The sequence below is a fragment of the Pseudomonas sp. GL_091 genome, from assembly GCF_057837725.1.
In genome coordinates, this window is the sequence record NZ_CM174451.1 from 3,218,261 (window position 1) to 3,241,928 (window position 23,668).

21 protein-coding genes and 1 pseudogene are annotated in these 23,668 nt (G+C 59.0%); 11 read left to right on the top strand and 11 right to left on the bottom strand.

The features are described 5' to 3' along the window. Positions 1–20 precede the first annotated feature (20 nt). A complete protein-coding gene (locus AC3ITY_RS14685) occupies positions 21–212 on the top strand; it encodes a hypothetical protein (RefSeq protein WP_489310193.1) in 192 nt (63 codons plus the stop codon). A 197-nt stretch (positions 213–409) separates the two neighbouring features. Then, positions 410–1,387, top strand: a complete 978-nt coding sequence (locus tag AC3ITY_RS14690; RefSeq protein ID WP_489310195.1) for a sugar-binding transcriptional regulator — start codon at positions 410–412, stop codon at positions 1,385–1,387. 68 nt (positions 1,388–1,455) lie between these two features. On the opposite strand, the gene dhaL is transcribed toward AC3ITY_RS14690, so the two are convergent. The 6 genes from dhaL to AC3ITY_RS14720 are packed head-to-tail and all read right to left on the bottom strand — an operon-like array spanning position 1,456 to position 7,505. Next, complete coding sequence (gene dhaL, locus AC3ITY_RS14695) at positions 1,456–2,103, bottom strand: dihydroxyacetone kinase subunit DhaL (RefSeq protein ID WP_489310197.1); 648 nt, start codon at positions 2,101–2,103, stop codon at positions 1,456–1,458. 3 nt (positions 2,104–2,106) lie between these two features. Continuing rightward, positions 2,107–3,108, bottom strand: a complete 1,002-nt coding sequence (locus AC3ITY_RS14700) for a dihydroxyacetone kinase subunit DhaK (RefSeq protein WP_489310199.1) — start codon at positions 3,106–3,108, stop codon at positions 2,107–2,109. A gap of 35 nt (positions 3,109–3,143) precedes the next feature. Continuing rightward, positions 3,144–3,902, bottom strand: a complete 759-nt coding sequence (locus AC3ITY_RS14705) for an SDR family oxidoreductase (RefSeq protein WP_489310201.1) — start codon at positions 3,900–3,902, stop codon at positions 3,144–3,146. A gap of 55 nt (positions 3,903–3,957) precedes the next feature. Next, a complete protein-coding gene (locus AC3ITY_RS14710) occupies positions 3,958–4,980 on the bottom strand; it encodes a substrate-binding domain-containing protein (RefSeq protein WP_489310203.1) in 1,023 nt (340 codons plus the stop codon). A gap of 45 nt (positions 4,981–5,025) precedes the next feature. Continuing rightward, the gene (locus AC3ITY_RS14715) at positions 5,026–6,021 is read right to left on the bottom strand and encodes an ABC transporter permease (RefSeq protein ID WP_489310205.1); all 996 of its coding nucleotides are present in this window, start codon (positions 6,019–6,021) and stop codon (positions 5,026–5,028) included. Further along, entirely contained in the window at positions 6,018–7,505 is a 1,488-nt protein-coding gene (locus AC3ITY_RS14720; RefSeq protein WP_489310207.1) for a sugar ABC transporter ATP-binding protein, read from the bottom strand. Before AC3ITY_RS14720 ends, AC3ITY_RS14715 begins: the two co-directional genes overlap by 4 nt. 266 nt (positions 7,506–7,771) lie before the next feature. Between AC3ITY_RS14720 and rpiB the strand changes: the two genes are divergently transcribed. The 9 genes and pseudogenes from rpiB to AC3ITY_RS14765 all read left to right on the top strand — a co-directional run bounded on the left by rpiB (position 7,772) and on the right by AC3ITY_RS14765 (position 18,162). Then, positions 7,772–8,251 (top strand): ribose 5-phosphate isomerase B, encoded by a 480-nt coding sequence (gene rpiB / locus AC3ITY_RS14725; protein WP_489310209.1) that lies wholly within the window; start codon positions 7,772–7,774, stop codon positions 8,249–8,251. Between the two features lie 77 nt (positions 8,252–8,328). Next, entirely contained in the window at positions 8,329–9,300 is a 972-nt protein-coding gene (gene tal, locus AC3ITY_RS14730) for a transaldolase (RefSeq protein ID WP_489310211.1), read from the top strand. Positions 9,301–9,317: 17 nt separating this feature from the next. Next, complete coding sequence (gene tkt / locus AC3ITY_RS14735) at positions 9,318–11,333, top strand: transketolase (protein ID WP_489310876.1); 2,016 nt, start codon at positions 9,318–9,320, stop codon at positions 11,331–11,333. 2 nt (positions 11,334–11,335) lie between these two features. Next, positions 11,336–13,105, top strand: a complete 1,770-nt coding sequence (gene pgi, locus AC3ITY_RS14740; protein ID WP_489310213.1) for a glucose-6-phosphate isomerase — start codon at positions 11,336–11,338, stop codon at positions 13,103–13,105. Between the two features lie 191 nt (positions 13,106–13,296). Continuing rightward, a complete protein-coding gene (gene pyk / locus AC3ITY_RS14745) occupies positions 13,297–14,745 on the top strand; it encodes a pyruvate kinase (RefSeq protein ID WP_489310215.1) in 1,449 nt (482 codons plus the stop codon). 8 nt (positions 14,746–14,753) lie between these two features. Beyond that, positions 14,754–14,936 carry a hypothetical protein gene (locus AC3ITY_RS14750; protein WP_489310217.1) on the top strand — a complete coding sequence of 61 codons (183 nt, stop codon included), beginning with the start codon at positions 14,754–14,756 and terminating at the stop codon, positions 14,934–14,936. Next, the gene (eno, locus tag AC3ITY_RS14755; protein ID WP_489310219.1) at positions 14,929–16,242 is read left to right on the top strand and encodes a phosphopyruvate hydratase; all 1,314 of its coding nucleotides are present in this window, start codon (positions 14,929–14,931) and stop codon (positions 16,240–16,242) included. Before AC3ITY_RS14750 ends, eno begins: the two co-directional genes overlap by 8 nt. Positions 16,243–16,374: 132 nt before the next feature. Next, positions 16,375–16,462 (top strand): annotated as a pseudogene (locus tag AC3ITY_RS14760) (triose-phosphate isomerase); the annotation flags it as partial. Positions 16,463–16,539: 77 nt separating this feature from the next. Further along, complete coding sequence (locus tag AC3ITY_RS14765; protein ID WP_489310221.1) at positions 16,540–18,162, top strand: NADP-dependent glyceraldehyde-3-phosphate dehydrogenase; 1,623 nt, start codon at positions 16,540–16,542, stop codon at positions 18,160–18,162. Between the two features lie 328 nt (positions 18,163–18,490). Here the strand turns inward: AC3ITY_RS14765 and AC3ITY_RS14770 are convergent, their stop codons facing one another. Genes AC3ITY_RS14770 through AC3ITY_RS14790 form a run of 5 tightly spaced genes read right to left on the bottom strand, consistent with a single transcriptional unit; the run spans position 18,491 to position 23,666 of the window. Next, positions 18,491–19,906, bottom strand: a complete 1,416-nt coding sequence (locus AC3ITY_RS14770) for an amidase (RefSeq protein WP_489310223.1) — start codon at positions 19,904–19,906, stop codon at positions 18,491–18,493. Then, positions 19,903–21,189 carry a Zn-dependent hydrolase gene (locus tag AC3ITY_RS14775; protein ID WP_489310225.1) on the bottom strand — a complete coding sequence of 429 codons (1,287 nt, stop codon included), beginning with the start codon at positions 21,187–21,189 and terminating at the stop codon, positions 19,903–19,905. Before AC3ITY_RS14775 ends, AC3ITY_RS14770 begins: the two co-directional genes overlap by 4 nt. A 13-nt stretch (positions 21,190–21,202) precedes the next feature. Next, complete coding sequence (locus tag AC3ITY_RS14780) at positions 21,203–21,898, bottom strand: ABC transporter ATP-binding protein (RefSeq protein WP_489310227.1); 696 nt, start codon at positions 21,896–21,898, stop codon at positions 21,203–21,205. Further along, positions 21,898–22,659 carry an ABC transporter ATP-binding protein gene (locus AC3ITY_RS14785; RefSeq protein ID WP_489310229.1) on the bottom strand — a complete coding sequence of 254 codons (762 nt, stop codon included), beginning with the start codon at positions 22,657–22,659 and terminating at the stop codon, positions 21,898–21,900. The genes AC3ITY_RS14780 and AC3ITY_RS14785 overlap by 1 nt, the downstream gene beginning before the upstream one ends. Further along, positions 22,656–23,666: a branched-chain amino acid ABC transporter permease gene (locus tag AC3ITY_RS14790; protein ID WP_489310231.1), complete on the bottom strand. Its 1,011-nt coding sequence runs from the start codon at positions 23,664–23,666 to the stop codon at positions 22,656–22,658. Before AC3ITY_RS14790 ends, AC3ITY_RS14785 begins: the two co-directional genes overlap by 4 nt. Between the last annotated feature and the right edge of the window lie 2 nt (positions 23,667–23,668).

The window sequence follows — 23,668 nt, forward strand, 5'->3', positions numbered from 1 at the left end:
CGGCACGATCACCCGCCTGAATGCCTGCCCTGGCTCTTGTGAACCGTGATGGTATAAGCGTGCAGGATCACGCCCAAATCGCTGTCGAAGACATGGTGCTCAACACCTTCGTAGATGGCTCGATCCACGGCTATTCGCACGCCAGGGTTTTCATCGTCACCAATGTTGAGCTTTTGGGCTGGTCAAAGACCTCAATGGGCTTGCCTACATGAGCTGCTGATCAAAGAACAGTGGCAGTGTCTGGAATTCATTCAGTCGCCCGTCAGACAGGTAGGTCATGCCCAGGTCGAGTTCGAAATTGGGGGCTTATCAACGGTCAGTTCTGTACTACGGCGAAGCTTATTAGACACTGGACTTAACCCGTACCGAATAGGGACAATGCTTCTTTGTTGCGAAATGGGAAGCTCACATGACTGACAGTACACAGCGTGCAGCCAGCGACATCGATCTGATGACTGAAGTTGCCATGCTTTATTATCTCGACAACATCACTCAAGAAGCGATTGCCAAGCGCTTTGACTTGTCCCGGGTGAAGGTCAGTCGGCTGCTTAAGCGTGCACGTGATGAAGGTGTGGTCGAGGTGCGTGTACTGCAGCATCCTGCGTTGAACACTGAGCTGGAGCAGGCATTGGTCGAGCGCTTCCAGCTGGACCGGGCGCTGATTGCGGTCGATCATGGAGACCCTGATACCCAACGCTCGGCGGTGGCCAGCCTAGTCGCCAATTACCTGAACAAGACCTTGAGCGATGGGATGATTGTCGCTGTCGGCATGGGCCGCAATGTCGGGGCGGTGGCCGAAAATGTGTTCTTGCCGATAACGCGTAACTGTACATTTGTCTGCGCCATCGGCGGCTCTCTGAAGGCTGGCGAGTACATGAATCCGGACCATATTTGTCGTCGCCTGGCCTTGCGCTTCGGGGCGGAGAGCGAAACGCTGTATGCACCAGCCCTAGTGGCTAATCCGGAGTTGCGCGGTGTTTTGATCAATAACGACACCGTACGATCGACCCTTGATCGTGCCCGCCGCGCGGATATTGCGTTGATCGGTATTGGCGACATGAGCGAGAACAGCAACATGGTACGGATGGGGTGGTTCTCGCCTCAGGAAATTGCCGAGGCCCGTGTGTCCGGTACGGTCGGCGACATGATGGGGTATGACTTTATAGATATCCACGGTCGGCCGGCGGTGAACGCCATGCAAGGGCGGGTGATCGGATTGACAGTGCAGGAGCTGGGGCGCATTCCTGATGTGGTGGCGATTGCCAGCGAGAACACCAAGGCGGCGGCTACGTTGGGGGCATTGCGCTCCGGCGTGATCAATACATTGGCGACGACGGTGTCGAATGCCTACACGATACTCGCGCTGGACGATGCAACCCGCAAATAGAGCCATCGACCAGGGGAGAGGTCCCTCCATCCGGTCGTTGAAATACGTACCGGATGGAGGGGGCGCCATTAACTCTGCAGTTGCGCCTCAATCGACTCGGCAAGATTGGTGAGGATCAGGCAGCAAGACACCGCGCCGGCATCCAGTACCCCCAGGGAGCGTTCACCCAGTCGACTGGCTCGACCAATTTTCGCGACCAAGTCTCGGGTGGAGTCCCGACCTTTGGACGCTGCGCTTTTCATCTGGCTCAAGGCTTCGCTGAAGGAAGCACCACTTGCTTGTGCTTGCTCAAAGGCTTCGACCGACGGAATCAATGTATCCATTAGGCACTTGTCACCGACGCCCGCACTAGTGATGTCTTGCAGCGACGTAAGTCCGCCGCGCAACAATCTGGCGAAACTCGCCGTATCGATTTCTTCGCGGCCACGCACTTCGTCGGCCATGCCGATGAACAGGCTGCCGTACAGCGGACCCATTGAGCCGCCGATACCTTCCATGAGTGCCAAGGTCAGCTCGTCAAGCGCTTCGGCCAGGGATAGCTGGCGACCTTCGAGGCTTTTACCGCAGCGGGTGAATCCCTTGGCCATATTAATGCCGTGGTCGCCGTCACCAATAGCGCCGTCGACTTCGCTGAGGTATTCGCGGTTGGCGACGATGATCGAAACCAGGTTGGTTACGATGGTGCTACCGTTGCTACTCGAGAAATGCTGGTTCATGGTTCACTCCGCCTGCGACATGCCGATGGAGCGGCAAGGTTGATCGATCAAGGTTGTCAGTTCAGCGTCGAGCCCGAGCAATGTCAGGGTCACGCCCATCATTTCCAGCGACGTGAAATAGTTGCCAACATAGCAACGATGAACTCGCAGGCCCTTGGCTGTGAGTTGGCGTTCAACTTCTGCGTAGAAAATGTATAACTCCATCACCGGGGTGGCGCCAAGGCCGGAGACCAGCACCACGACACTTTGATCTTGACTGAAATCGCGGTCGGCGAGAATCGGCGCGATCATGCGTTCAGCCATGACTACTGCGGATTCAACCGGGATGACTTCGATCCCCGGCTCGCCATGGTGGCCGATACCCAGTTCCATCATGCCGTCGGCGATCTGAAAGTTCGACTTGCCTACCGCCGGAATGATGCACGAGGTAAGGCCGACACCGATGGAGCGGCACTGGTCGACGGCCTTCTGCGCGACGCGAATCACGCCGTCCAGATCATAGCCTTGGGCCGCTGCCGCGCCGCCAACTTTCCACATGAAAATCTCACCCGCGACGCCACGGCGCTTGGCAATGTCTTGTGGGGGAGCGGAGGCCACATCATCGTTGGCCACGACGGTACGGATGTTCATCTCTTTGCTGGCGGCCATTTTCATCGCCAGCTTCACGTTCATATTGTCGCCGGCGTAGTTGCCGTACAGGCACGCAACCCCCGCGCCCTGATCGGCGGCACGGAAGGCATCGAAGAAGCTCTTGGCAGTGGGCGAGGAGAAAATTTCGCCGACGGCCACGGCATCAATCAGGCCGGGACCGACATAGCCGAGAAATGCCGGCTCGTGGCCGGAGCCGCCACCGGTGACGATACCCACTTGGCCTGCAGGCGAGGTTTTACGTTTGCGAATGACCCGTGGATTGGCCTCGTATTGGGCAAGCTCCGGATGAGCTACAAGGATACCTTGCAGCATGTCTTCAACCACTTGATCCGGATCGTTTATGACTCGATTCATGAAGTGTTTCCTTGTTCTTGTAATGTGGAAGCTGATTACTGAATGCTGTAGCCGCCGTCGATGACCACGTTTTCGCCAGTGATCATCTTGGCCGCGTCGCTGAGCAGGTAAAGCACCAGGCCGGCGATTTCCTCGGGTTGGGCGAAGCGTCCGATCGGGATCTGCAATTTTGCTCGTTCACCCAGTTCTCCTGCCCAGGCTTTCTTGCCCAGAGCGGTTTCAACGATGGTTGGCGAGACGGCGTTGACGTTGATTCCGTGTGACGCCCACTCCATGGCCAGGACTTTGGTCATGCCGACCACGGCGGCCTTGCTCGCGCAATAGGCCACGTGCCGGTCTAGACCGATCACTGCGGCTTGGGAGGCGAGGTTGACGATACGTCCGTTGCCTTGCTGGATCATGTGCCGGGCGCAGGCCTGGGCCACGAAAAAACTGGCCTTGAGGTTGATATCCAACGTGGTGTCCCACGCGCTTTCGCTGACGTCCAGCGCCTTGTCCAGCAAGGCGACGCCAGCGCTGTTGACCAGGAAATCAAGACGACCGAGCTGCTCGGCGGCCTGGTCGACCGCAGCGGTTACCTGATCGAGTTGGCGCAGGTCGACGGCCAGGCCCACGTGCTCGGCGCCGAGGCTGGCGGCCACTTCGACCACTGTTGGATCGCGATCCAGCAGGGCGACCCTGGCGCCGCGCTCCACCAGCAGGCTGGCGCAGGCCAGACCGATACCGGCGGCACCGCCGGTGATCACGGCGCAGCGGCCGTTGAGGTCGAACGCCTGGTTCCAGAAATTGGACATTGCATACACTCCATGCGGGCCGTATCCGGCCCGGGTTTTCAGGTTGGGCAAACGCTTACTTGATTCCGGTGACCTGCGAGTACAAGGCATCGGCGTTGCTGCCGGTGACCGGCACCCACGGCAGGATGTACACCTTGTCCGTACCTTCGCCCCATTTCACGTCGTTGGCATAGTGGTCCCAGATTTTCGACTGGGGTTTGTAGTCCTTGCCTGCCAGGGTGCGCAGGGCAATATCGAGAGCGCCTTGGGATTGCGCCTGGGCATCTTGCAGGAAGGTGGTGACTTCGCCTTTTTTGGCGGCCTGGATGGCGTCGGGCATGCCGTCGATGGCGGTCACCGGTACATCGTCTGGCGACAGACCACGGGACTTCACAGCCTGCAAGGCACCGAGGGCCATGTCGTCGTTTTGCGCGATGATGCCGTTGATGCCGCCGTTGGGGTGAGCGTTCAGCCAGTCTTCGGTCAGTGTCAGGGCTTCGGCGCGAGACCAGTTGGCGGTCTTCATCTCAATGATCTTGATCTGCGGGTTTTTCAGCAGGACTTCCATCTCGCCTTTTTGCCGATCGATCTGCGCCGACTGGCCAATCGGCCCCTGGATAATCGCTACGTTGCCTTTGCCATTGAGCTTATCAACCATGGCCTGGGCCTGAAGACGGCCACCTTCGACGTCGTCGTTACCGATGAACGGAACGTTGGCGCCGGCGACCTTGGTGTTGGAGGCGATCACCGGGACACCGCTGATCTGGGCCTGGGTCACGGTAGCGACACCGGCCTTGGTGTCGATCGGCACGAAGATGATCGCGTCGAAATGCTGGGTGACCATGGTTTCGATCTGGTTGTTCTGGGTCATGGCGTCATAGTTGCCGTCGAACACGGTCAGTTGTACGGTGCCGTCCTTTACCGCTGGGTGCTCCTTGATTTCGCGTACCCAGTTCTGCATGTACTGGCCCTTGAGGCCGTACACCGCAGCGCCGATCTTGTAGGTCTTGCCCTCGGCAAAGGCGATGCTGCTGGAGAGCAGGGATACAGTCGCTACGGCGGCGAGGGTCTGGCCGATCTTCTTGGTGGACATTTTCATGAGGAACTCCTTTATTGTTTTAGTCGTAAGGTTCAGTGAAAAGGCTTAGCGTTTTTTCTTGCGCCAGACATCGATGAGCACCGCGAGCACGATGATCAAACCCTTGGCAACTTGCTGGTAATACGAGGACACCCCGAGCAGGTTCAAGCCGTTGTTGATCACGCCGATCAACAGGGCACCGAACAGAGTGCCGACGATGCTGCCGGTACCGCCGGAGAGGCTGGTGCCGCCGATTACCACGGCGGCGATGGCATCCAGTTCATAAGAGCCACCGGCCTGGGGCAGGGCCGAGGTGGTACGGGCTGCGAGCACCACACCGGCGAGGCCGGCCAGCAGGCCCGAGATCACGTAGACCGAGAACGTCACTTTGCGTACGCCGATCCCGGAGGTGCGGGCGCTTTTTTCGTTGCCGCCCACGGCATACACGTAGCGTCCATAGGTGGTGTAACGCAGGACCATCCAGAAAATCAGTGCGACCACGGCAAAGATAAGGATGGGAATACCGATCGGGCCGAATTTGCCGATGCCCAGGGCCAGGTAGCTTTCGGGCAGGTCGGTGACCGGGCTGCCGTCGTTGAGGATGAAGGTCATGCCACGGGCCACGCTGAGCATGCCGAGGGTGGCGACAAAGGGCGGGATCGACAGGTTGGCGACCATGAAACCGTTGACCACGCCGAGCATTGCGCCGGCGAACATGCCGGCACTGACGGCTGCCAGCAAGCCATAACCCTGAGTGGCCACCAGCGCGCTGCATAAACCGGCGAAGGCCAGGATCGAGCCTACCGACAGGTCGATACCCTTGGTCAGGATCACGTAGGTCATGCCGACGGCAAGAATCCCATTGATCGAGGTCTGGCGCAGGATGTCCATCCAGTTGCGCCAGGTCATGAAGTATTCGCTGGCGAAGGCCATCACCAGACACAGCAGAATGAATACCAGCGGCAGGCCAAAGCGGTCCAAGGCTGTGCGCAAGCGAGCGCGTGGGCTGGTGGTTGGGGAGGCAGCGGTGGGGGCAGGTGTGGCAAGAATTTTGGTGTTCATGAGGCGAGACTCAACAAGGCTTCCTGGGAAAGGGCGGTATCGGTGCTGACGGTGACCAGTCGGCCGCCTTTGAATACCGCGATACGATCACTCAGATGGAGCAGTTCCGGGGCTTCGGACGAGACCACGATAGCCGCGCCGCCGGCGCGTACGAATTCGTCCAGCAGGTGATAAATTTCCTGCTTGGCGCCTTCATCGATGCCGCGGGTCGGCTCGTCACAGAGCAGGCAGATCGGCTGAGTCGATAGGCACTTGGCAAGCACGACCTTCTGCTGGTTGCCGCCACTCATGGACTCCACTGGCAGGTCGAGGGACGAGACCTTGATTTGCAGGCGCTTGACCATGCTCTGGGCCAGTTCGTTTTCCTTGCGTGCATTGATCACTGACCAGCTCGACAGCTGTTTGTAAGCGGAGAGCGCGATGTTGGACATGATGCTGCCACTGAGCACCAGGCCGCTGTCCTTGCGGTCCTCTGTCACCAGCGACATGCCGGCGCGAATCGTAGCGGCTGGCAAACCGATCGGCAGGGGATGGCCCTGGAGTGTGACGCTCCCGGAATCGGGTTCAGTGAGACCATATAAACAGTTGAGGAATTCGCTGCGACCCGAGCCCATCAAGCCGTAGATGCCGAGTATTTCTCCCTGGCGCAGTTGCAGGCTGATGTCCTGGAACTCGCCCTCACGGCTCAGACCGGTGACGCTCAGGCAATTGTCAGCGGCGCATTCGCGACCCACTTTATGGTCAATGCGTTTCAATTCTTGACCTACGATTCCGCGCACCAGATGTGCGCGATCGATATCGGCCATTCGCCCGCTTTCGACGAAAGCGCCGTCGCGAAAGATGGTGTATTCGTCGGCAATCTGCGCCAGTTCACTGAGGCGGTGGGACACATAGATGATGCCGGCACCACGGGCGGTCAGGCGGCGGATAGCCTTGAACAGGGTTTCCGCTTCGCGCTCGCCGATGGCTGAGGTCGGCTCATCCATGATCATCACTTGGCAGTCATGACTGAATGCTTTAGCGATCTCTACCAGTTGGATTTGCGCCACGCTCAGGCGATGCATCGGACTGGTGGCGTCCACGTCGAATTCCAGACTTTGCAGGAGTTCGCGAGTTCGCCGGTTTAGCTCCTTGCTATCAACAATGCAGCCGGCACGCCGTGGTTCGCGGCCCAACCATATGTTCTCGGCGACTGTCATGTAGGGGATGGGTTCGAGCTCCTGCGTGATCATGGCCACTCCTGCAGCCAGGGCGTCGCTGGGGCGGTCGAACTGCACCGGTTTGCCGTTGAGCAAAATGTTGCCCGCGTCGCGCTGTGTGATGCCCATGAGGATGCTGAGAAATGTCGACTTTCCTGCACCGTTGCCGCCGCACAAGGCGTGCACGCTGCCGGACCGGAGGGAGAGGCGCCCGTCACGCAGGGCGGGGATCCCTGCATAGGCTTTCGCGACATGTTCAGCCTGGAGCAGTAATGGCGTAGCCATTGATGTGACCTCTTGCTGATTTTATTGTTAGGTCACGCTGATCATATGATCGGCGAGTGATCATATGTTTATTCCTGGTCGCTGAGTGTGTCAATGGTTTGAGGTTGTTTTTTTTGCTCGTTTTGTTTTGTTGTGCGGATTTCCTAGGTTTTCTCCAAAAAATCGCTTGACGAAGGTGTGTTTTGAGCGTCGTAATGAATGTTCATTCGTTCACAAGATGAACATATGTTCAGACTGGTCACTTCTAGTGACATTGGAGGAAATTCATGGCTGTAAACAAAGCGTTTTCTGTGGCCATCGGTAGCGATGAGGCGGGCTACGAGCTCAAGGAGCTGCTTAAGCTCCACATAGAAGGCTTGGGCTATAGGCTTCAGGACTTTGGCTGCTATTCGACTAGCCCGGTGCTTTATCCAGATATTGCTGCGGCAGTGGCGACGGCAGTCAGCGCAGGCGAACATCGTTTGGGCGTGTTGGTTTGTGGCACCGGCATCGGCATGGCTATTTCCGCCAACAAAATCAAAGGCATTCGTGCCGCGCAGGCCCATGACACGTACTCGGCCGAGCGAGCACGCAAAAGCAACGACGCGCAGGTTATATCCATCGGTGCGCGCGTGATCGGTCCTGAGCTGGCCAAGAGCATTGTCAAAATCTTTCTTGAGTCTGAGTTCGAAGCTGAACGTTCCGGTTCGAAGGTCGAGCGGATCGCGGCGGTGGAGAAGGCGAACAGGGAACTGCCTGAAAAATAAACGGGGATTTACGGTGCCCCAAGTCTGGTCAGGTTAAGCGCCAGGGACTGAAACACAAATCAACAAGAGCCCAAAAAATGTCCAACCTGCTTGAACAATTGCGACAACACAGCGTTGTAGTGGCCGATACCGGTGACCTCGACGCGATCCGCCGCTTCGCGCCTCAGGATGCTACGACCAACCCTTCATTGATTTTGAAGGCAGTCCAGTCCGGTCAATACGACTCTCTGGTCGATCGGATTCTGGATGGTGTGCGGGGTCTTGAGTTGAGCGTCGAAGACGCGATAGATGAAGTTTGCGACCGCTTGGTGGTCGCCATGGGCCAACAGATTCTTGAGTTCGTGCCCGGGCGAGTATCGACCGAAGTGAGTGCACGACTCTCATTTGATAGCGAGGCAAGTATTTCCAAGGCTCGCCGCTTGGTTGAACTGTATGAGCAGTCTGGTATTGGGCGTGATCGCATCCTGATCAAACTGGCTGCGACCTGGGAAGGGGTGCGTGCTGCACAAGCGCTGGAGGCTGAGGGTATCCAATGCAACCTGACGCTGATCTTTAACTTTGTTCAAGCGCGCGCCTGCGCTGAAGCAGGGGCTTACCTGATTTCGCCTTTTGTGGGGCGCATTCTCGATTGGTATGGAAGAGCCAACCCAGAAGTTGTTTATGCACCTAGTGAAGAACCGGGTGTGCAATCGGTGAAACGCATCCTGCAGTACTTTCGCCAACATCAATATTCGACCGTGGTCATGGGGGCGAGCTTTCGTAATGTGGGAGAAATACAGGCGCTGGCCGGTTGCGACCGCCTGACCATTAGTCCGGTTTTGCTAGAGGTGCTTGACGGTCTGAAAGGTTCATTGACGCCTGTGCAAATTAATAGTGCCGATCAAGATCGCTCTCTACCAAAGCAACTGACCGAAGCCGAATTTCGTTGGCAAATGAATGAGGATGCAATGGCGACCGAGAAATTGGCCGAAGGCATCCGGGGTTTTGAAGCGGATCAGTTGAAACTTGAAGCGTTGCTGCGCAAGAAACTTTCCGGAGGTGTAGCTTGAACCTGCCTGAACAGAGTGTGACGTCAAACCAGCGGACCTTGGCCAACGCCATTCGTGCCCTCAGCATGGATGCCGTGCAAAAAGCCAACAGCGGCCATCCCGGTGCCCCAATGGGTATGGCGGATATCGCCGAGGTACTTTGGCGCGACTACCTCAAGCACAACCCGAGCAATCCATCGTTCGCCGACCGCGACCGCTTCGTGCTGTCCAACGGCCACGGCTCGATGCTGATCTACTCGCTGCTGCACCTGACCGGCTACGACCTGTCGATCGACGACCTGAAGCAGTTCCGCCAACTGCACAGCCGTACCCCGGGTCACCCGGAGTTCGGCTACACGCCGGGTGTTGAAACCACCACCGGTCCATTGGGCCAGGGCCTGGCCAACGCCGTGGGTTTTGCCCTGGCGGAAAAAGTCATGGCGGCGCAGTTCAACCGTCCTGGCCACAACATTGTCGACCACCACACCTACGTATTCCTGGGTGATGGCTGCATGATGGAAGGCATTTCCCACGAAGTCGCTTCCCTGGCCGGTACCCTGGGCCTGGGCAAACTGATCGCCTTCTACGATGACAACGGCATCTCCATCGATGGCGAAGTCGAAGGCTGGTTCACCGACGACACGCCGAAGCGTTTTGAGTCCTACAGCTGGCAAGTGATCCGCAATGTCGACGGTCACGACCCGGAAGAGATCAAGACCGCGATCGAGACCGCCCGCAAAAGCGCCCAGCCGACCCTGATCTGCTGCAAGACCACCATCGGTTTCGGTTCGCCGAACAAGCAAGGCAAGGAAGACTGCCACGGCGCCCCACTGGGTGACGCGGAAATCGAGTTGACCCGTGCGGCGCTGAAGTGGAACCACGGTCCGTTCGAAATCCCGGCAGAGATCTATGCCCAGTGGGATGCCAAGGAAGCCGGTCGCGCCGTGGAAGCCGAGTGGGACCAGCGTTTCGCGGCTTACTCCGCCGCTTTCCCGACTGAAGCCAACGAACTGGTCCGTCGTCTGAGCGGCGACCTGCCGGCGGACTTCGCGGAAAATGCCTCGGCTTATATCGCTGAAGTGGCCGCCAGGGGCGAAACCATCGCCAGCCGTAAAGCCAGCCAGAACGCCCTGAACGCGTTCGGCCCGCTGCTACCGGAACTCCTCGGCGGTTCGGCTGACCTGGCCGGTTCCAACCTGACCCTGTGGAAAGGTTGCAAAGGCGTCACCGCCGAAGACGCCAGCGGCAACTACATGTACTACGGCGTGCGCGAGTTCGGCATGAGCGCGATCATGAACGGCGTGGCCCTGCACGGCGGCCTGGTGCCTTACGGCGCGACCTTCCTGATGTTTATGGAATACGCGCGCAACGCGGTGCGCATGTCGGCGTTGATGAAGAAACGCATCATCTACGTGTTCACCCACGACTCCATCGGTCTGGGCGAAGACGGCCCGACGCACCAGCCAATCGAGCAACTGACCAGCCTGCGCAGCACGCCGAACCTCGACACCTGGCGCCCGGCCGATGCGGTTGAGTCGGCGGTGTGCTGGAAAAAGGCCATCGAACGCAAGGATGGTCCTTCGGCGCTGATTTTCTCGCGTCAGAACCTGCAACATCAGGAGCGCAGCACGCGGCAGATCGCTGACATCGCCCGTGGCGGTTACGTGTTGAAGGACTGCGCCGGCGAGCCTGAACTGATCCTGATCGCTACCGGTTCGGAAGTCGGCCTGGCTGTTCAAGCCTTCGACAAACTGACCGAGCAGGGCCGCAAGGTTCGCGTGGTTTCCATGCCGTGTACCAGCGTGTTCGATGCCCAGGGCGCCGGCTACAAGCAATCGGTCCTGCCGTTGCAGGTCAGCGCCCGTATCGCCATCGAAGCTGCCCACGCGGACTACTGGTACAAGTACGTGGGCCTGGAAGGTCGCGTGATTGGCATGACCACCTACGGCGAGTCGGCGCCTGCTTCGGCGTTGTACGAGCACTTCGGGATTACCCTCGAAAGCGTGCTTGATACGGCGCAGACCCTGCTGACTAAGTCGGCGGTGGAGGAATAGTCATGCAGGCAGATGTTGATATTGAGGCGCTGCGCTCTAGCGTGACGCCACTCCTGCAAAAGTCGAAGTCGAAGGGCGGGGCAGCTTCTGGCCGGAAGTCTCCCGCTAAACATTATCTGCAACCGCTTGATGCCACCGACCTGGTTTCCTGGCGAGCACTGCAAAAGCACCGTGAGGCTATGCAGCGCTTCAACATGCGCGAAGCATTCGAGTCTGACACAGGGCGTTTCAAGGAGTTCTCAGCTTCCAGTTGTGGTCTTTTCTTAGACTACTCGAAAAATCTGATCACTGGAGAAACTCGTGATCTTCTGATTCAGCTGGCTCGGGAGTCGGGAGTCGGCGAGGCGATCCAGGCGATGTTTGGTGGCGAGCAGGTGAATGCCTCGGAGAAACGACCTGCGTTGCACACGGCGTTGCGCCGTCCGCTAGGGGATCGCCTGACCGTCGACGGGCGTAACCTGATGCGCGACGTCCACGATACCCTCGGGAAAATGACTGAAATCGTGGACCGCATCCATAACAAGTTATGGCGTGGCTATAGCGACAAAGCGATAACGGACGTGGTCAATATTGGCATTGGTGGGTCCTTCCTGGGGCCGGAACTGGTGTCCGAGGCGCTCTTACCCTACAGCCACCCCTCTGGGGTGCGCTGCCATTACCTGGCGAACATCGATGGTAGTGAATTCCATGAATTGACCGCTCGCCTGAACGCCGAAACTACGTTGTTTATCGTTTCCAGCAAGACTTTTGTAACCTTGGAAACGCTGAAAAACGCCCAGGCGGCCCGAGCTTGGTTTCTGAGCAGTGGCGGCAATGAGCAGCAACTGCACCTGCATTTTATTGCCGTCACCAGCAACAATCAGGCGGCCATCGATTTTGGCATTCGCGAGAAGAACATCTTCCCAATGTGGGACTGGGTCGGTGGCCGTTACTCGTTATGGTCGGCGATAGGTTTGCCAATTGCCCTGGCTATCGGCATGACCAATTTCAAGGAGTTGCTCTCCGGTGCCTACGCCATGGACTGCCATTTCCTCAATGAGCCGTTCGAAAGCAACATGCCGGTGCTTCTGGCGATGCTTGGCATTTGGTATCGCAACTTCTGGGATGCCCAGGCATACGCTTTTCTGCCCTACGATCATTACTTGCGAAACTTCGTAAAGCACTTGCAGCAGATGGATATGGAGTCCAGCGGCAAGAGCATTCGCCAGGATGGCTCGGCGGTTTCCTGCGGTACCGGGCCGGTAATTTGGGGTGGCGTCGGCTGCAATGGCCAACATGCGTATCACCAATTGCTGCACCAGGGGACCGCGTTGATCCCTGCGGACTTTATCGTCCCGGTTGTCAGTCACAAGCCAGTGGCTGACCACCATCAATGGTTGTACGCCAACTGTTTGTCGCAAAGTCAGGCGCTGATGCGAGGCAAGAGTCTAAGGGAGGCTGAAGTCGAGTTGCGGGCCAAGGGATTGTCGAAAGCGAATGTCCAGCGCTTGGCACCGCATAAGGTGATCCCCGGCAACCGTCCAAGCAATACCCTGGTGATGGAAACCCTCGACCCACGGCGACTCGGCGCATTGATCGCGCTGTATGAGCACAAAGTTTTTGTGCAGGGAGTGGTCTGGGGAATCAACTCCTTCGATCAGTGGGGGGTGGAGTTGGGCAAAGAGCTGGGGACTAGTGTCTACGGCAGCTTAACGGGATTCGATCCACCGCCCGCCGACGACTGTTCGACTCAGGGCCTAGTCGACTACTTCCGCAGACGTCATCGCGGTTGAATCGGTAAAGAAAAAGCAAGTGAACAAACTTAGCGTGTTGTTCGCCTGCTGGCGCCGAATTCGACCGTCGTTTCGTCATGGTCAACAGCAATGCCTCGCGGAGATTTCTTTAAATCTCCGGGCTTGGTGTTGCCCATATCCCTGAGCTCCGTGTTGCGCCGGTAGTTTCGGCATGAGAATGGAAAAACATCATGATGCGTAGAACAAAAATTATAGCAACGCTAGGCCCGGCCACAGAAAGCCCAGAAGCTATTGAAGGGTTGATCCGTGCCGGGGTGGATGTTGTACGACTGAATTTCTCCCATGGCAGTGCGCAAGAGCACATCGCCCGCGCTCTGCTGGTACGTGAACTAGCCGCTAGGCACGGACGTTTCGTCGCGGTGCTGGCGGACCTGCAAGGGCCGAAAATTCGCATCGCGCGCTTCGCCCAAGGCAGGGTGCAGTTACATAAAGGACAGACGTTCGTCCTGGATGCCAGGATGGATAAACACGCCGGCGACGAGCGGCGCGTCGGCATTGATTACGAGGCACTGATCAGCGACAGCCGCCCCGACGACATCTTGTTACTGGATGACGGGCGTATCGAACTCAAGGTGTTGAACGTCGAGGCCAACCAGTTGTTCTGCGAGGTCGTGATCGGTGGGCCGCTATCGAACAACAAAGGCATCAATCGCAAGGGCGGTGGGCTTTCGGCGGCGGCGCTGACCGAGAAGGATTGCATCGACATCAAGACTGCCGCACACATGCAGGTCGACTACTTGGCCGTGTCCTTTCCGCGGGATGCCGCCGACATGCATCTGGCGCGCCGCTTGATGCGCGAGGCAGGTGGCGAGGCAGGGCTGATTGCTAAGATCGAACGGGCTGAGACCGTCAATGACCTGCAGGTACTGGATGCCATTATCGAGGCTTCCGACGGGGTGATGGTGGCGCGTGGCGATCTGGGGGTGGAGATTGGCGATGCTGAATTGGTTGCCGTGCAGAAGTTGATCATCGAGCGGGCACGTACCTTGAATCGGGTGGTGATTACAGCGACGCAGATGATGGAGTCCATGATCAGCCAATCGATGCCAACCCGTGCCGAAGTGTTCGATGTGGCTAACGCAGTGCTTGATGGTACCGATGCGGTGATGCTCTCGGCCGAGACCGCCAGCGGCGCTTATCCGGTCGAAACCGTAGAAGCCATGTGCAGGGTGATCGTTGGTGCAGAGAAACATCCGCTGGCGCATCGCTCCAGGCATCGCATGGATGAGGTGTTTCACAATATCGATGAGTCAATCGCCATGGCAGCGATGTATACGGCCAATCACTTGCACGGAGTGAAGGCCATTATCTGTATGACCGAAAGCGGCGACACGCCAAGGTTGATGTCACGGATTCGCTCACACTTGCCCATTTACGCGTTTTCCCGCAACGGGCGTACGCAGCATCGTGTTGCCCTTTTCCGGGGTGTTCAAACTGTTCCATTCGATAGCGATGCCTTTCCGATTGCTGAGGTCAATAGCCGGGCCGTGGACGAGTTGCAACGCCGTGGTGTGGTGGTGCAGGGCGATCATGTCCTGATATCGCGAGGCGATCACGCTGGCGCTCAAGGGGGCACTAACTGTTTGCGCGTGATTCGTGTGGGTGATCAAGTTTACTGAGTGAGGTGATGGCTGTGATTGACTCAAAAAATCAAGTAGCCAGGTTAGATCCGGCGGCGGACGAAGAACAGTCTTGGCCGCGTGATTTCGATTTCTCCCAGGCTCGTGCCGAACAGCAAGAACTGCTCGATATGTATGACGCTCAGAACGTCGTCTCAACCCCTCTTTGTGGTGCTGACACAGATGAATAACAACACTCTGATCCAACAAGTTTACGCACGGGAAATCCTTGACTCGCGAGGTAATCCGACTGTCGAAGCGGTGGTCACGCTAAGTGGTGGTGCTGTGGGATCGGCCAGTGTGCCGTCCGGTGCCTCCACTGGCAGCCGCGAAGCTCTGGAGTTGCGTGACTGCACTGTCCGTTACCATGGCAAAGGGGTCGAGCGCGCGGTCGCTAACGTCAATGGCGCGATACGCGAGCGCATCGTGGGGCTGGATGCGCTGAACCAGCGTGAGGTTGACGGTGCAATGATTGCCCTGGACGGTACTGAGAGCAAAAGCACCTTGGGGGCCAATGCGATTCTGGCGGTGTCCCTGGCCACGGCCAAAGCGGCGGCGGCGTCCCTGAATATTGCACTGTACGAGCATTTTTCTGAGTTGTACGGCAGTTCTGGCGTCTTCAGCATGCCGGTACCGATGATGAACATTCTCAACGGTGGCGAACACGCGGATAACAACGTCGACATTCAAGAGTTCATGATCCAGCCGGTCAGTGCAGGCTCCTTCAAGGAAGCCTTGCGCATGGGCGCGGAGGTGTTTCACACCCTCAAAAAAGTACTCGCCGAACGTGGTTTGAGCACTGCAGTCGGTGACGAAGGCGGCTTCGCTCCTTCGCTGGCGTCCAATGAACAAGCGCTGGTTGTGATCGAGGAGGCGGTAGCCCGTAGCGGCTATGTGCTGGGTCAGGACATCACCCTGGCCCTGGACTGTGCGGCCTCCGAGTTCTATCGCGACGGGCGTTACGTGTTGGCAGGCGAGGGCAAGGACTTCGATTCCAAAGGTTTTGCCGACTACTTGGCCGGGCTGTGCCAACGCTACCCGATCGTTTCGATTGAGGATGGCATGGATGAGAGCGATTGGGACGGCTGGGCGTATCTGACCGAGAAGCTGGGCAAGCGTGTGCAACTGGTCGGCGACGACTTGTTTGTCACCAACACGCGCATTCTCAAGGAAGGTATTGAGCGTGGCATCGGTAACTCAATTTTGATCAAGTACAACCAGATCGGCAGTCTCAGCGAAACTTTCGACGCCATTCGCATGGCCCAGAACGCGGGATACACCGCGGTGATTTCCCACCGTTCGGGCGAAACGGAAGACACCAGCATTGCCGATCTGGCCGTAGCCACTTGTGCCGGTCAGATCAAGACCGGTTCGCTCTGTCGTTCTGATCGGGTGGGCAAGTACAACCAGTTGTTGCGTATCGAAGACGCACTGCAGGACCGTGCGCCTTACAGTGCAGTCGCGTTGCTGGAAGGGCGCCTGGAAGGATTTCGATGAAATGCAAACGGGTCATCGGCGCAGACCCGAGCGGTACACCGAAAAAACCGTGCACTGCTGGTAGAACAGGATTGCATCCTGGCGGGGCAACCACGTCGATTCACTATGGCGGCAGCGTCAAACCGGACTGCTCAGCCGGATATTGATGGGGGAACTGATTGGCGGTGCTTCGCTGGACGCCGCCTCGTTCGCGGCGATCTGTCGGGCTGCTCGGCCCTAACCCCCACCCCGTGCGGTGCTCAGTCCAGATCCGTCGCTCAGCTATTTTGCTACTGACAATTAAAAGAGGTTGTTTTCATGTCCACTTATTGCCTTGAGTCTTTGTTTCCTACTCTCTCTGACATCCCAGAACAGTATCGCCTCGGTGCTCCGATAGAACAGCGCGAGTATTTGGTCGACGGCCAACTGCATATCTGGAACGGCCCGCTGGCCCCCGTGCGCAGCCCGGTGTTTCTCAGCACCGCAGAAGGCGATCAGCAAGCGGTTCTCGGTAGCACGCCACTGCTTGACGCGGGGGCGGCGCTGGTCGCTCTCGACGCCGCCGTCCGCGCCTATGATCGGGGCCAGGGCTTATGGCCGACCATGCGTGTGGCCGAGCGCATCCAGCACGTTGAAGCCTTTCTAGCGCGCATGCGCGAGCAACGCAGCGCGGTGGTCAAACTGCTGATGTGGGAAATCGGCAAAAACCTCAAGGACTCGGAAAAAGAGTTCGATCGCACCTGCGACTACATCGTCGACACCATCACCGCGCTCAAGGAACTGGATCGTCGCTCCAGCCGCTTCGACCTCGAGCAAGACACGCTGGGTCAAATCCGTCGCGTGCCGTTGGGTGTGACTCTGTGCATGGGCCCCTACAACTACCCGCTGAACGAAACCTTCACTACGCTGATTCCGGCCCTGATCATGGGCAACACTGTGGTGTTTAAACCGGCCAAGTTCGGCGTACTGCTGATCCGTCCGTTGCTCGAAGCCTTCCGTGACAGCTTCCCGGCCGGGGTGATCAATGTGATTTATGGCAGCGGGCGGGAAACAGTTAGTGCGCTGATGGCCAGTGGCAAGATCGACGTATTCGCCTTCATCGGCACCCACAAAGGGGCCAGCGCCCTGAAGAAACTGCATCCGCGCCCCCATCGCTTGCGTGCGATTTTGGGATTGGATGCGAAGAATCCGGGCATTGTCCTGCCCGAGGTTGATCTGGACAATGCCGTGAACGAGGCCGTCACCGGATCGCTGTCGTTCAACGGACAACGCTGCACCGCGTTGAAGATCCTCTTTGTACATGAAGACGTCGTCGACAGCTTTTTGGAGAAGTTCAACCACAAGCTCGCCAGCCTCAAGTCTGGCATGCCTTGGGAGCCGGGTGTGACGCTGACGCCACTGCCGGAACCCGGCAAGTCCGATTTCCTGAGTGGGCTAGTGGCCGATGCGATTGCCAAAGGCGCTGAGGTGGTAAATCCGCGCGGCGGTGAGATGCGGGACACCTTCTTCTACCCAGCTGTGCTTTACCCGGTCAATCCGTCGATGCGCGTCTATCAGGAAGAGCAGTTTGGACCCGTTGTTCCGGTGGTACCTTACCGCGATCTGCAGACCGTGATCGACTATGTGCTGGACTCAGATTTCGGGCAGCAGTTGAGCATCTTCGGCTCCGATCCGGCACAAGTCGGCAAACTGGTCGATGCCTTTGCCAACCAGGTTGGCCGGATCAATCTCAACGCGCAGTGCCAGCGTGGCCCGGACAGCTACCCGTTCAATGGGCGCAAAAACTCTGCTGAAGGTACCTTATCGGTGCATGACGCGTTGCGCGTGTTCTCGATCCGCACACTGGTGGCGGCGAAGTTTCAGGACGACAACAAACAGTTGATCAGCGAGATCATCCGCCGTCGAGAGTCTAACTTCTTGACCACCGACTACATCTTTTAAGGGGAGGGCGACGACGATGCGCAGTTTGACTCGTCCTCAATGCAAGTCCGGACAGGCCTAATTCGTGCGTCGCGCTCGGATTGCTCGACAGACAGGTCGGTAGTCTTGCGGGTTATAAAGTGGTGCTCGACTACCAGTAGAGAGCGCATGACCTAGGTTATTCGAGGCTCGATTAGACTAGGTTGTCCCCAACTAGTGAAATTAGCAGCCCCCTTACGTAAGTAATAGGGCTGCTTTTATATTTTCACTGTTCATGCCATAGATTTAAAACCTACGGGCTTTTATGCAGCCATAGTCATTATTAGAGATTCTAGGCAGTAGCACGAGGTCATCTAATGTGCCCAACCGGAGTTCGTGGATGCAGAGTGGGGAAGTTCTTCGTGTAGGCCTTACATACTCGCAAGACTTGGTCATCGGCAAATCGCGGGCCGACCACATGTAGGCCTACTGGCAATCCGTCTTCCGTGAGGCCGCAAGGCATGGATGCGGCTGGTTGCTGGGTCAGGTTGAAGGGGTAGCTGAAGGGCGTCCATTCCATCCATTCGCCCAGACCAGAGTCCGGCGGAACGTTGTGCCCGGCGGCGAAGGCGGTGATCGGCAGCATCGGCGACACCAGCAGGTCATAGCGACTGTGGAACTCAGCCATATGGGCCACCAGCGCGGCGCGGGCTTCCAGGGCCAGGGTGTAGTCGTGGAGGCTGATGCGCTCCCCCTGTTCGGCAATGCGCAGCAGCCCCGGATCGAGTTGTGCGCGTTGCGCCGGGCTCAGTTGTCCGGCCAGCCGTGCGGCACCGGCGAACCACAGGGTGTTGAACAACTCCAGCGGATCACTGAAGCCAGGGTCGACCGGTTCGACATGCGCGCCCAATTGTGCCAGGCGTTCCACCGCCTGGGCCACCACCTTGGCCACCTGCGGATCGACCTTCACATAACCGAAGTCTGGGCTGTAGGCGATGCGCATACCTTTGAGATCATTGCTCTCAGCCAGCCAAGGCGTGCTGCGTGGGGCTCCGGCGAAACCGTCCCGGACATCCGGTTGCGCGACGGTTTGTAGCATCAGCACCGCATCGTCGACGGTGCGGGTCATCGGTCCCAAATGCGAGAGCAGGGTCATGGCGCTGGCCGGCCACTGTGGCACGTAACCGAAGGTCGGCTTGATTCCAAAAGTGCCGGTGAACGCACAGGGAATGCGGATCGAGCCGCCGGCATCGCTGCCCTGGTGCAATACGCCGAGGTTCAGCGATGCGGCGGCGGCCGCACCACCGGAGGAACCGCCGGCGGTCATGCGCGTGTCCCAGGGGTTGCGGGTGATGCCGTACAACGGATTGTCGGTCACGCCTTTCCAGCCGAATTCCGGGGTGGTGGTCTTGCCCAGCAGCACCGCGCCGGCATTGCGCATAAAAGCCGGGAAGGGCGCATCCACATCCCATGGACCCGTGCCCGACGTAGTTTTCGAACCCTTGCGCGTGGGCATGCCACGGGTCAGGGTCAAGTCCTTGATCGACGCCGGCAAACCATCCAGTGCACCGCACGGCTGGCCCTTGAGCCAGCGTTGTTCGGAGGCCCGCGCCGCGTCCATCGCACCTTGCTGATCAACATGGCAATAGGCGTTGACCTGCGGATTGAAGCGCTCGATGCGCGCCAGGGCGTCCTCGGTCACTTCCACCGGCGACAGGCGCTTGTCACGGTAATGAGCCAGTAGTTCGACGCCACTCATCTCGGCGATTTCGCTGTGTTGCTTCATGCCGCATGTCCTCCTTGCCCTTGTGCCGCATTGACCATGGCCCGCAGCAACACAGCGCAACCGTCGGCCAGGTCCTGGGGTGCGGCGTTTTCGATTTCGTTGTGGCTGACGCCACCCTCGCACGGTACGAAGATCATCCCGGCCGGGCCCAACTCAGCGACGAAGATTGCGTCGTGTCCGGCGCCGCTGACGATGTCCATGTGGCTCAAGCCCAACTGTTCGGCGCCCTGGCGCACGGCGGCGACACAGGCGGGGTCAAAATCCAGCGGCGGGAAGTCGGCGGTCGGGGTCAGCTCGAAACTCAAACCGTGCTGCTGGCAGGTGTCTTCGATCACCTGGCGCACTTCATCGACCATGGCTTGCAGCTTGTCGGCGTGCAGGTGACGCAGGTCGATGGTCATGTGCACCTGACCGGGAATTACATTTCGCGAACCCGGGTGCAGGGTCAGGCAACCAACCGTGCCGCAAGCGTGAGGCTGTTGCGCATGGGCGATGCGGTTCACTGCACTGACCACCTGCGCCGCGCCGACCAGGGCATCCTTGCGCAGGTGCATCGGCGTCGGCCCGGCATGAGCCTCGACCCCGGTCAGGGTCAGGTCGAACCATTTCTGCCCGAGGCAGCCCATGACCACGCCGATGGTGGTCTCGCGGTCTTCCAGTACCGGGCCCTGTTCGATGTGTGCCTCGAAATACGCCCCCACCGGATGGCCGAGCACCGCCCGCGATCCGGCATAGCCGATGCGCTGCAACTCGCTGCCCACCGACAACCCCTGATCATCCTGTTTACTCAGGGTGTCCTGAAGATCGAATTTACCGGCGAACACCCCCGAGCCCATCATGCACGGCGGGAATCGTGAGCCTTCTTCGTTGGTCCAGACCACGACTTCGATCGGCGCCTCGGTCTGCACGCCGAGGTCATTGAGGGTGCGGATCACCTCCAGCCCGGCCATCACCCCGTAGCAGCCATCGAACTTGCCGCCCGTAGGCTGGGTGTCGATATGGCTGCCGGTCATCACCGGTGCGCGCTCGGGATCGCGTCCGGCACGGCGGGCGAAAATATTGCCGATGCCGTCGATGCTGACGCTGCAACCGGCTTCCTCGCACCAGCGCACGAACAGGTCGCGGGCCTGCCGGTCAAGGTCGGTCAGGGCCAGACGACAGACGCCGCCCTTGACGGTGGCGCCTAGCTGCGCCAGGTCCATCAGCGACTGCCAGAGACGTTCGCGGTTGATCAGCGGGGCGTTGTTTTGCAACTGAGGTGCAGACACTATCGGGTGGTTCATTTCATCTCTCCCGTCAGGCGCTCAGGGCCAGGTAGCGGTTCTTGATGGTCGGGTCGGCGCGGAAGTCAGCGGCGCTGCCTTCGTAAACCACACGGCCCTGTTCGAGGACGTAATGGCGGTCGGCGAGCTTGTCGCAGACCATCAGGTTCTGTTCCACCAGCAGCACCGGCAGGCCGTCGTCCTTGATCTTGCGCAGGATCTTCACCAGCTCATCGACGATCACCGGGGCCAGGCCTTCGGTGGGTTCATCGAGGATCAGCAGCTTTGGGTCATTGAGCAGGGCACGGGCGATGGCCAGCATTTGCTGTTCGCCGCCGGAAAGCGCGTGGCCGGCGTTTTTACGCCGCTCCTTGAGGCGCGGAAACATCGCGTAGACATCCTCCAGCTGCCAGCGGCTGGTCTTGCGCTGGGCGATCCGCAGGTTTTCCTCGACGCTGAGCAAACGGAAAATGCCACGGTGTTCCGGCACCAGCGCCAAACCCTGGCGGGCGATCTCGAAGATTTTCTGGCCGACCAGTTCTTTACCGTTGAAACGGATTTTCCCCTGACGCGGGCAGATGATCCCAAGGATGCTGCGCAGGGTCGTGGTCTTGCCCGCACCGTTGCGTCCCAGCAGGGTCACCAGTTCACCGGCGTTGACCTGCAGCGAGACACCTTCGAGGACGTGGCTCTTGTCGTAGTAGGAATGGATATTCTCGACGGTCAGCATCAGGCGGCTTCTCCCAAATAGGCGATGCGTACGCGCTCGTCGGCGCGGACGAATTCCGGTGTGCCCTCGACCAGGATCTGGCCGTGACTCATGACGGTGATGCGTTGGCTGATCGACATGACGATGCTCATGTTGTGTTCGATCAGCAGCACGGTGTGATCGCGGCCCAGGTCGCTGATCAGTTGGGTCATGATCGGGATGTCGTCGATGCCCATGCCCGAGGTGGGCTCATCGAGCATCAGCAACTTTGGTTTGGAACAGATCGACATGCCGACTTCCAGCACCCGCTGCTGGCCGTGGGACAGTTCGCCGGCGAGGGTGTCGGCGCGTGTCGTCAGTTGCAGGCGTTCGAGTACCTGATCGGCCATCTCCAGGTGTTCGCGGCGGCTGTCGACATGACGCCAGAAGTTCAGCGCCGCCAGGCCATCGCGGCCCTGGGCGGCCAGGCGCAGGTTCTCCCGTACGTTGAGGTTCTGGAACAGGCTGGTCAACTGGAACGAACGAGCCATGCCCAGGCCCACCCGGCTGTGAGCCGGTTTCTTGATGATGTTTTTGCCGTTGAACAGGATGGCCCCGGCGGTGGCCTGGCGCTCACCGGTCAGGCAGTGGAACAGGCTGGTCTTGCCTGCGCCATTGGGGCCGATAATGGTGTGGATGGTGCCGGCCTCGACCTTCAGGTTGACGCCATTGACCGCGTGGAAGGCGCCGTAGGCCAGTTCCAGGTCGCGGGTTTCCAGCAAGTACTGTGCAGGGCTGTTCATGAGAGTTTCTCCTCGGCCGGCACGATCGTTTTGCGCTGACCCTTGAGGCGTTCAACCAGACTGGAGAGTCCGCCCCACAACCCGCCGCGCATGAACACCACCACCAGGATCAGGATGATCCCCAGGAGCATCAGCCAGCGTGGCCAGAGATCGGAGAGGAACTCGCCGAGCAGCACGATCGAGCCGGCTCCCAGCAAGGAGCCGAACAGCGAGCCGGTGCCGCCGACGATGGTCATGATCAGGATGTTTTCCGACATCGCCAGGTCGATGTTCGACAGCGGCACGAAATGCAGGAGCATCGCGTACAGCGCCCCGGCGATTCCGGTCACGGCGCCGGACAGCATGAACACCAGGATCTTGAAATGCCGGGTGTCGTAGCCGATGGCGGCGGCGCGGGTTTCGTTCTCGCGGATCGCCATCAGCGTGCTGCCGAAGGGCGAGGTAATCACCCGGCGGGCGCCGATGAAGATCAGCAGGAACAGCACCGCGACGAACCCATAGAAGTAACGGGCGTCGCTCAGCGACAGCAGTACCGTGTCGCCGATGCGGATTTCCGGACGCGGCACGCTGAGCAGGCCGTTGTCGCCGCCAGTCCAGTCGCTCAGGGTGTAGGCGATGAAGTAGGCCATCTGGCTGAACGCCAGGGTCAGCATCACGAAATAGATGCCGGTGCGACGAATCGCCAGGGCGCCTACCAGTAACGCCAGCACCGCGCCGGCCAGTGCGGCACCGAGCAAGGCGCTGATCAACCCCAGTTGCAGGTGAATCATCAACAGCGCCGCGCAGTAGGCACCTGCGCCGAAGAAGATGCCTTGGCCGAATGACAGCAGCCCGGTGTAGCCCAACAGCAGGTTACAGGCCAGCGCCGCCAGGGCGAAGATCAGGATTTCTGTGGCCAGGGTCGCGGATGGCAACACCAGCGGCAGGCCGATCAGCACCGCAATCACCAACAGCAGCATGGAGCGCGACTGAGTCTTGGTAAAGGGCAGGGGATTTTTCTCGCTCATGA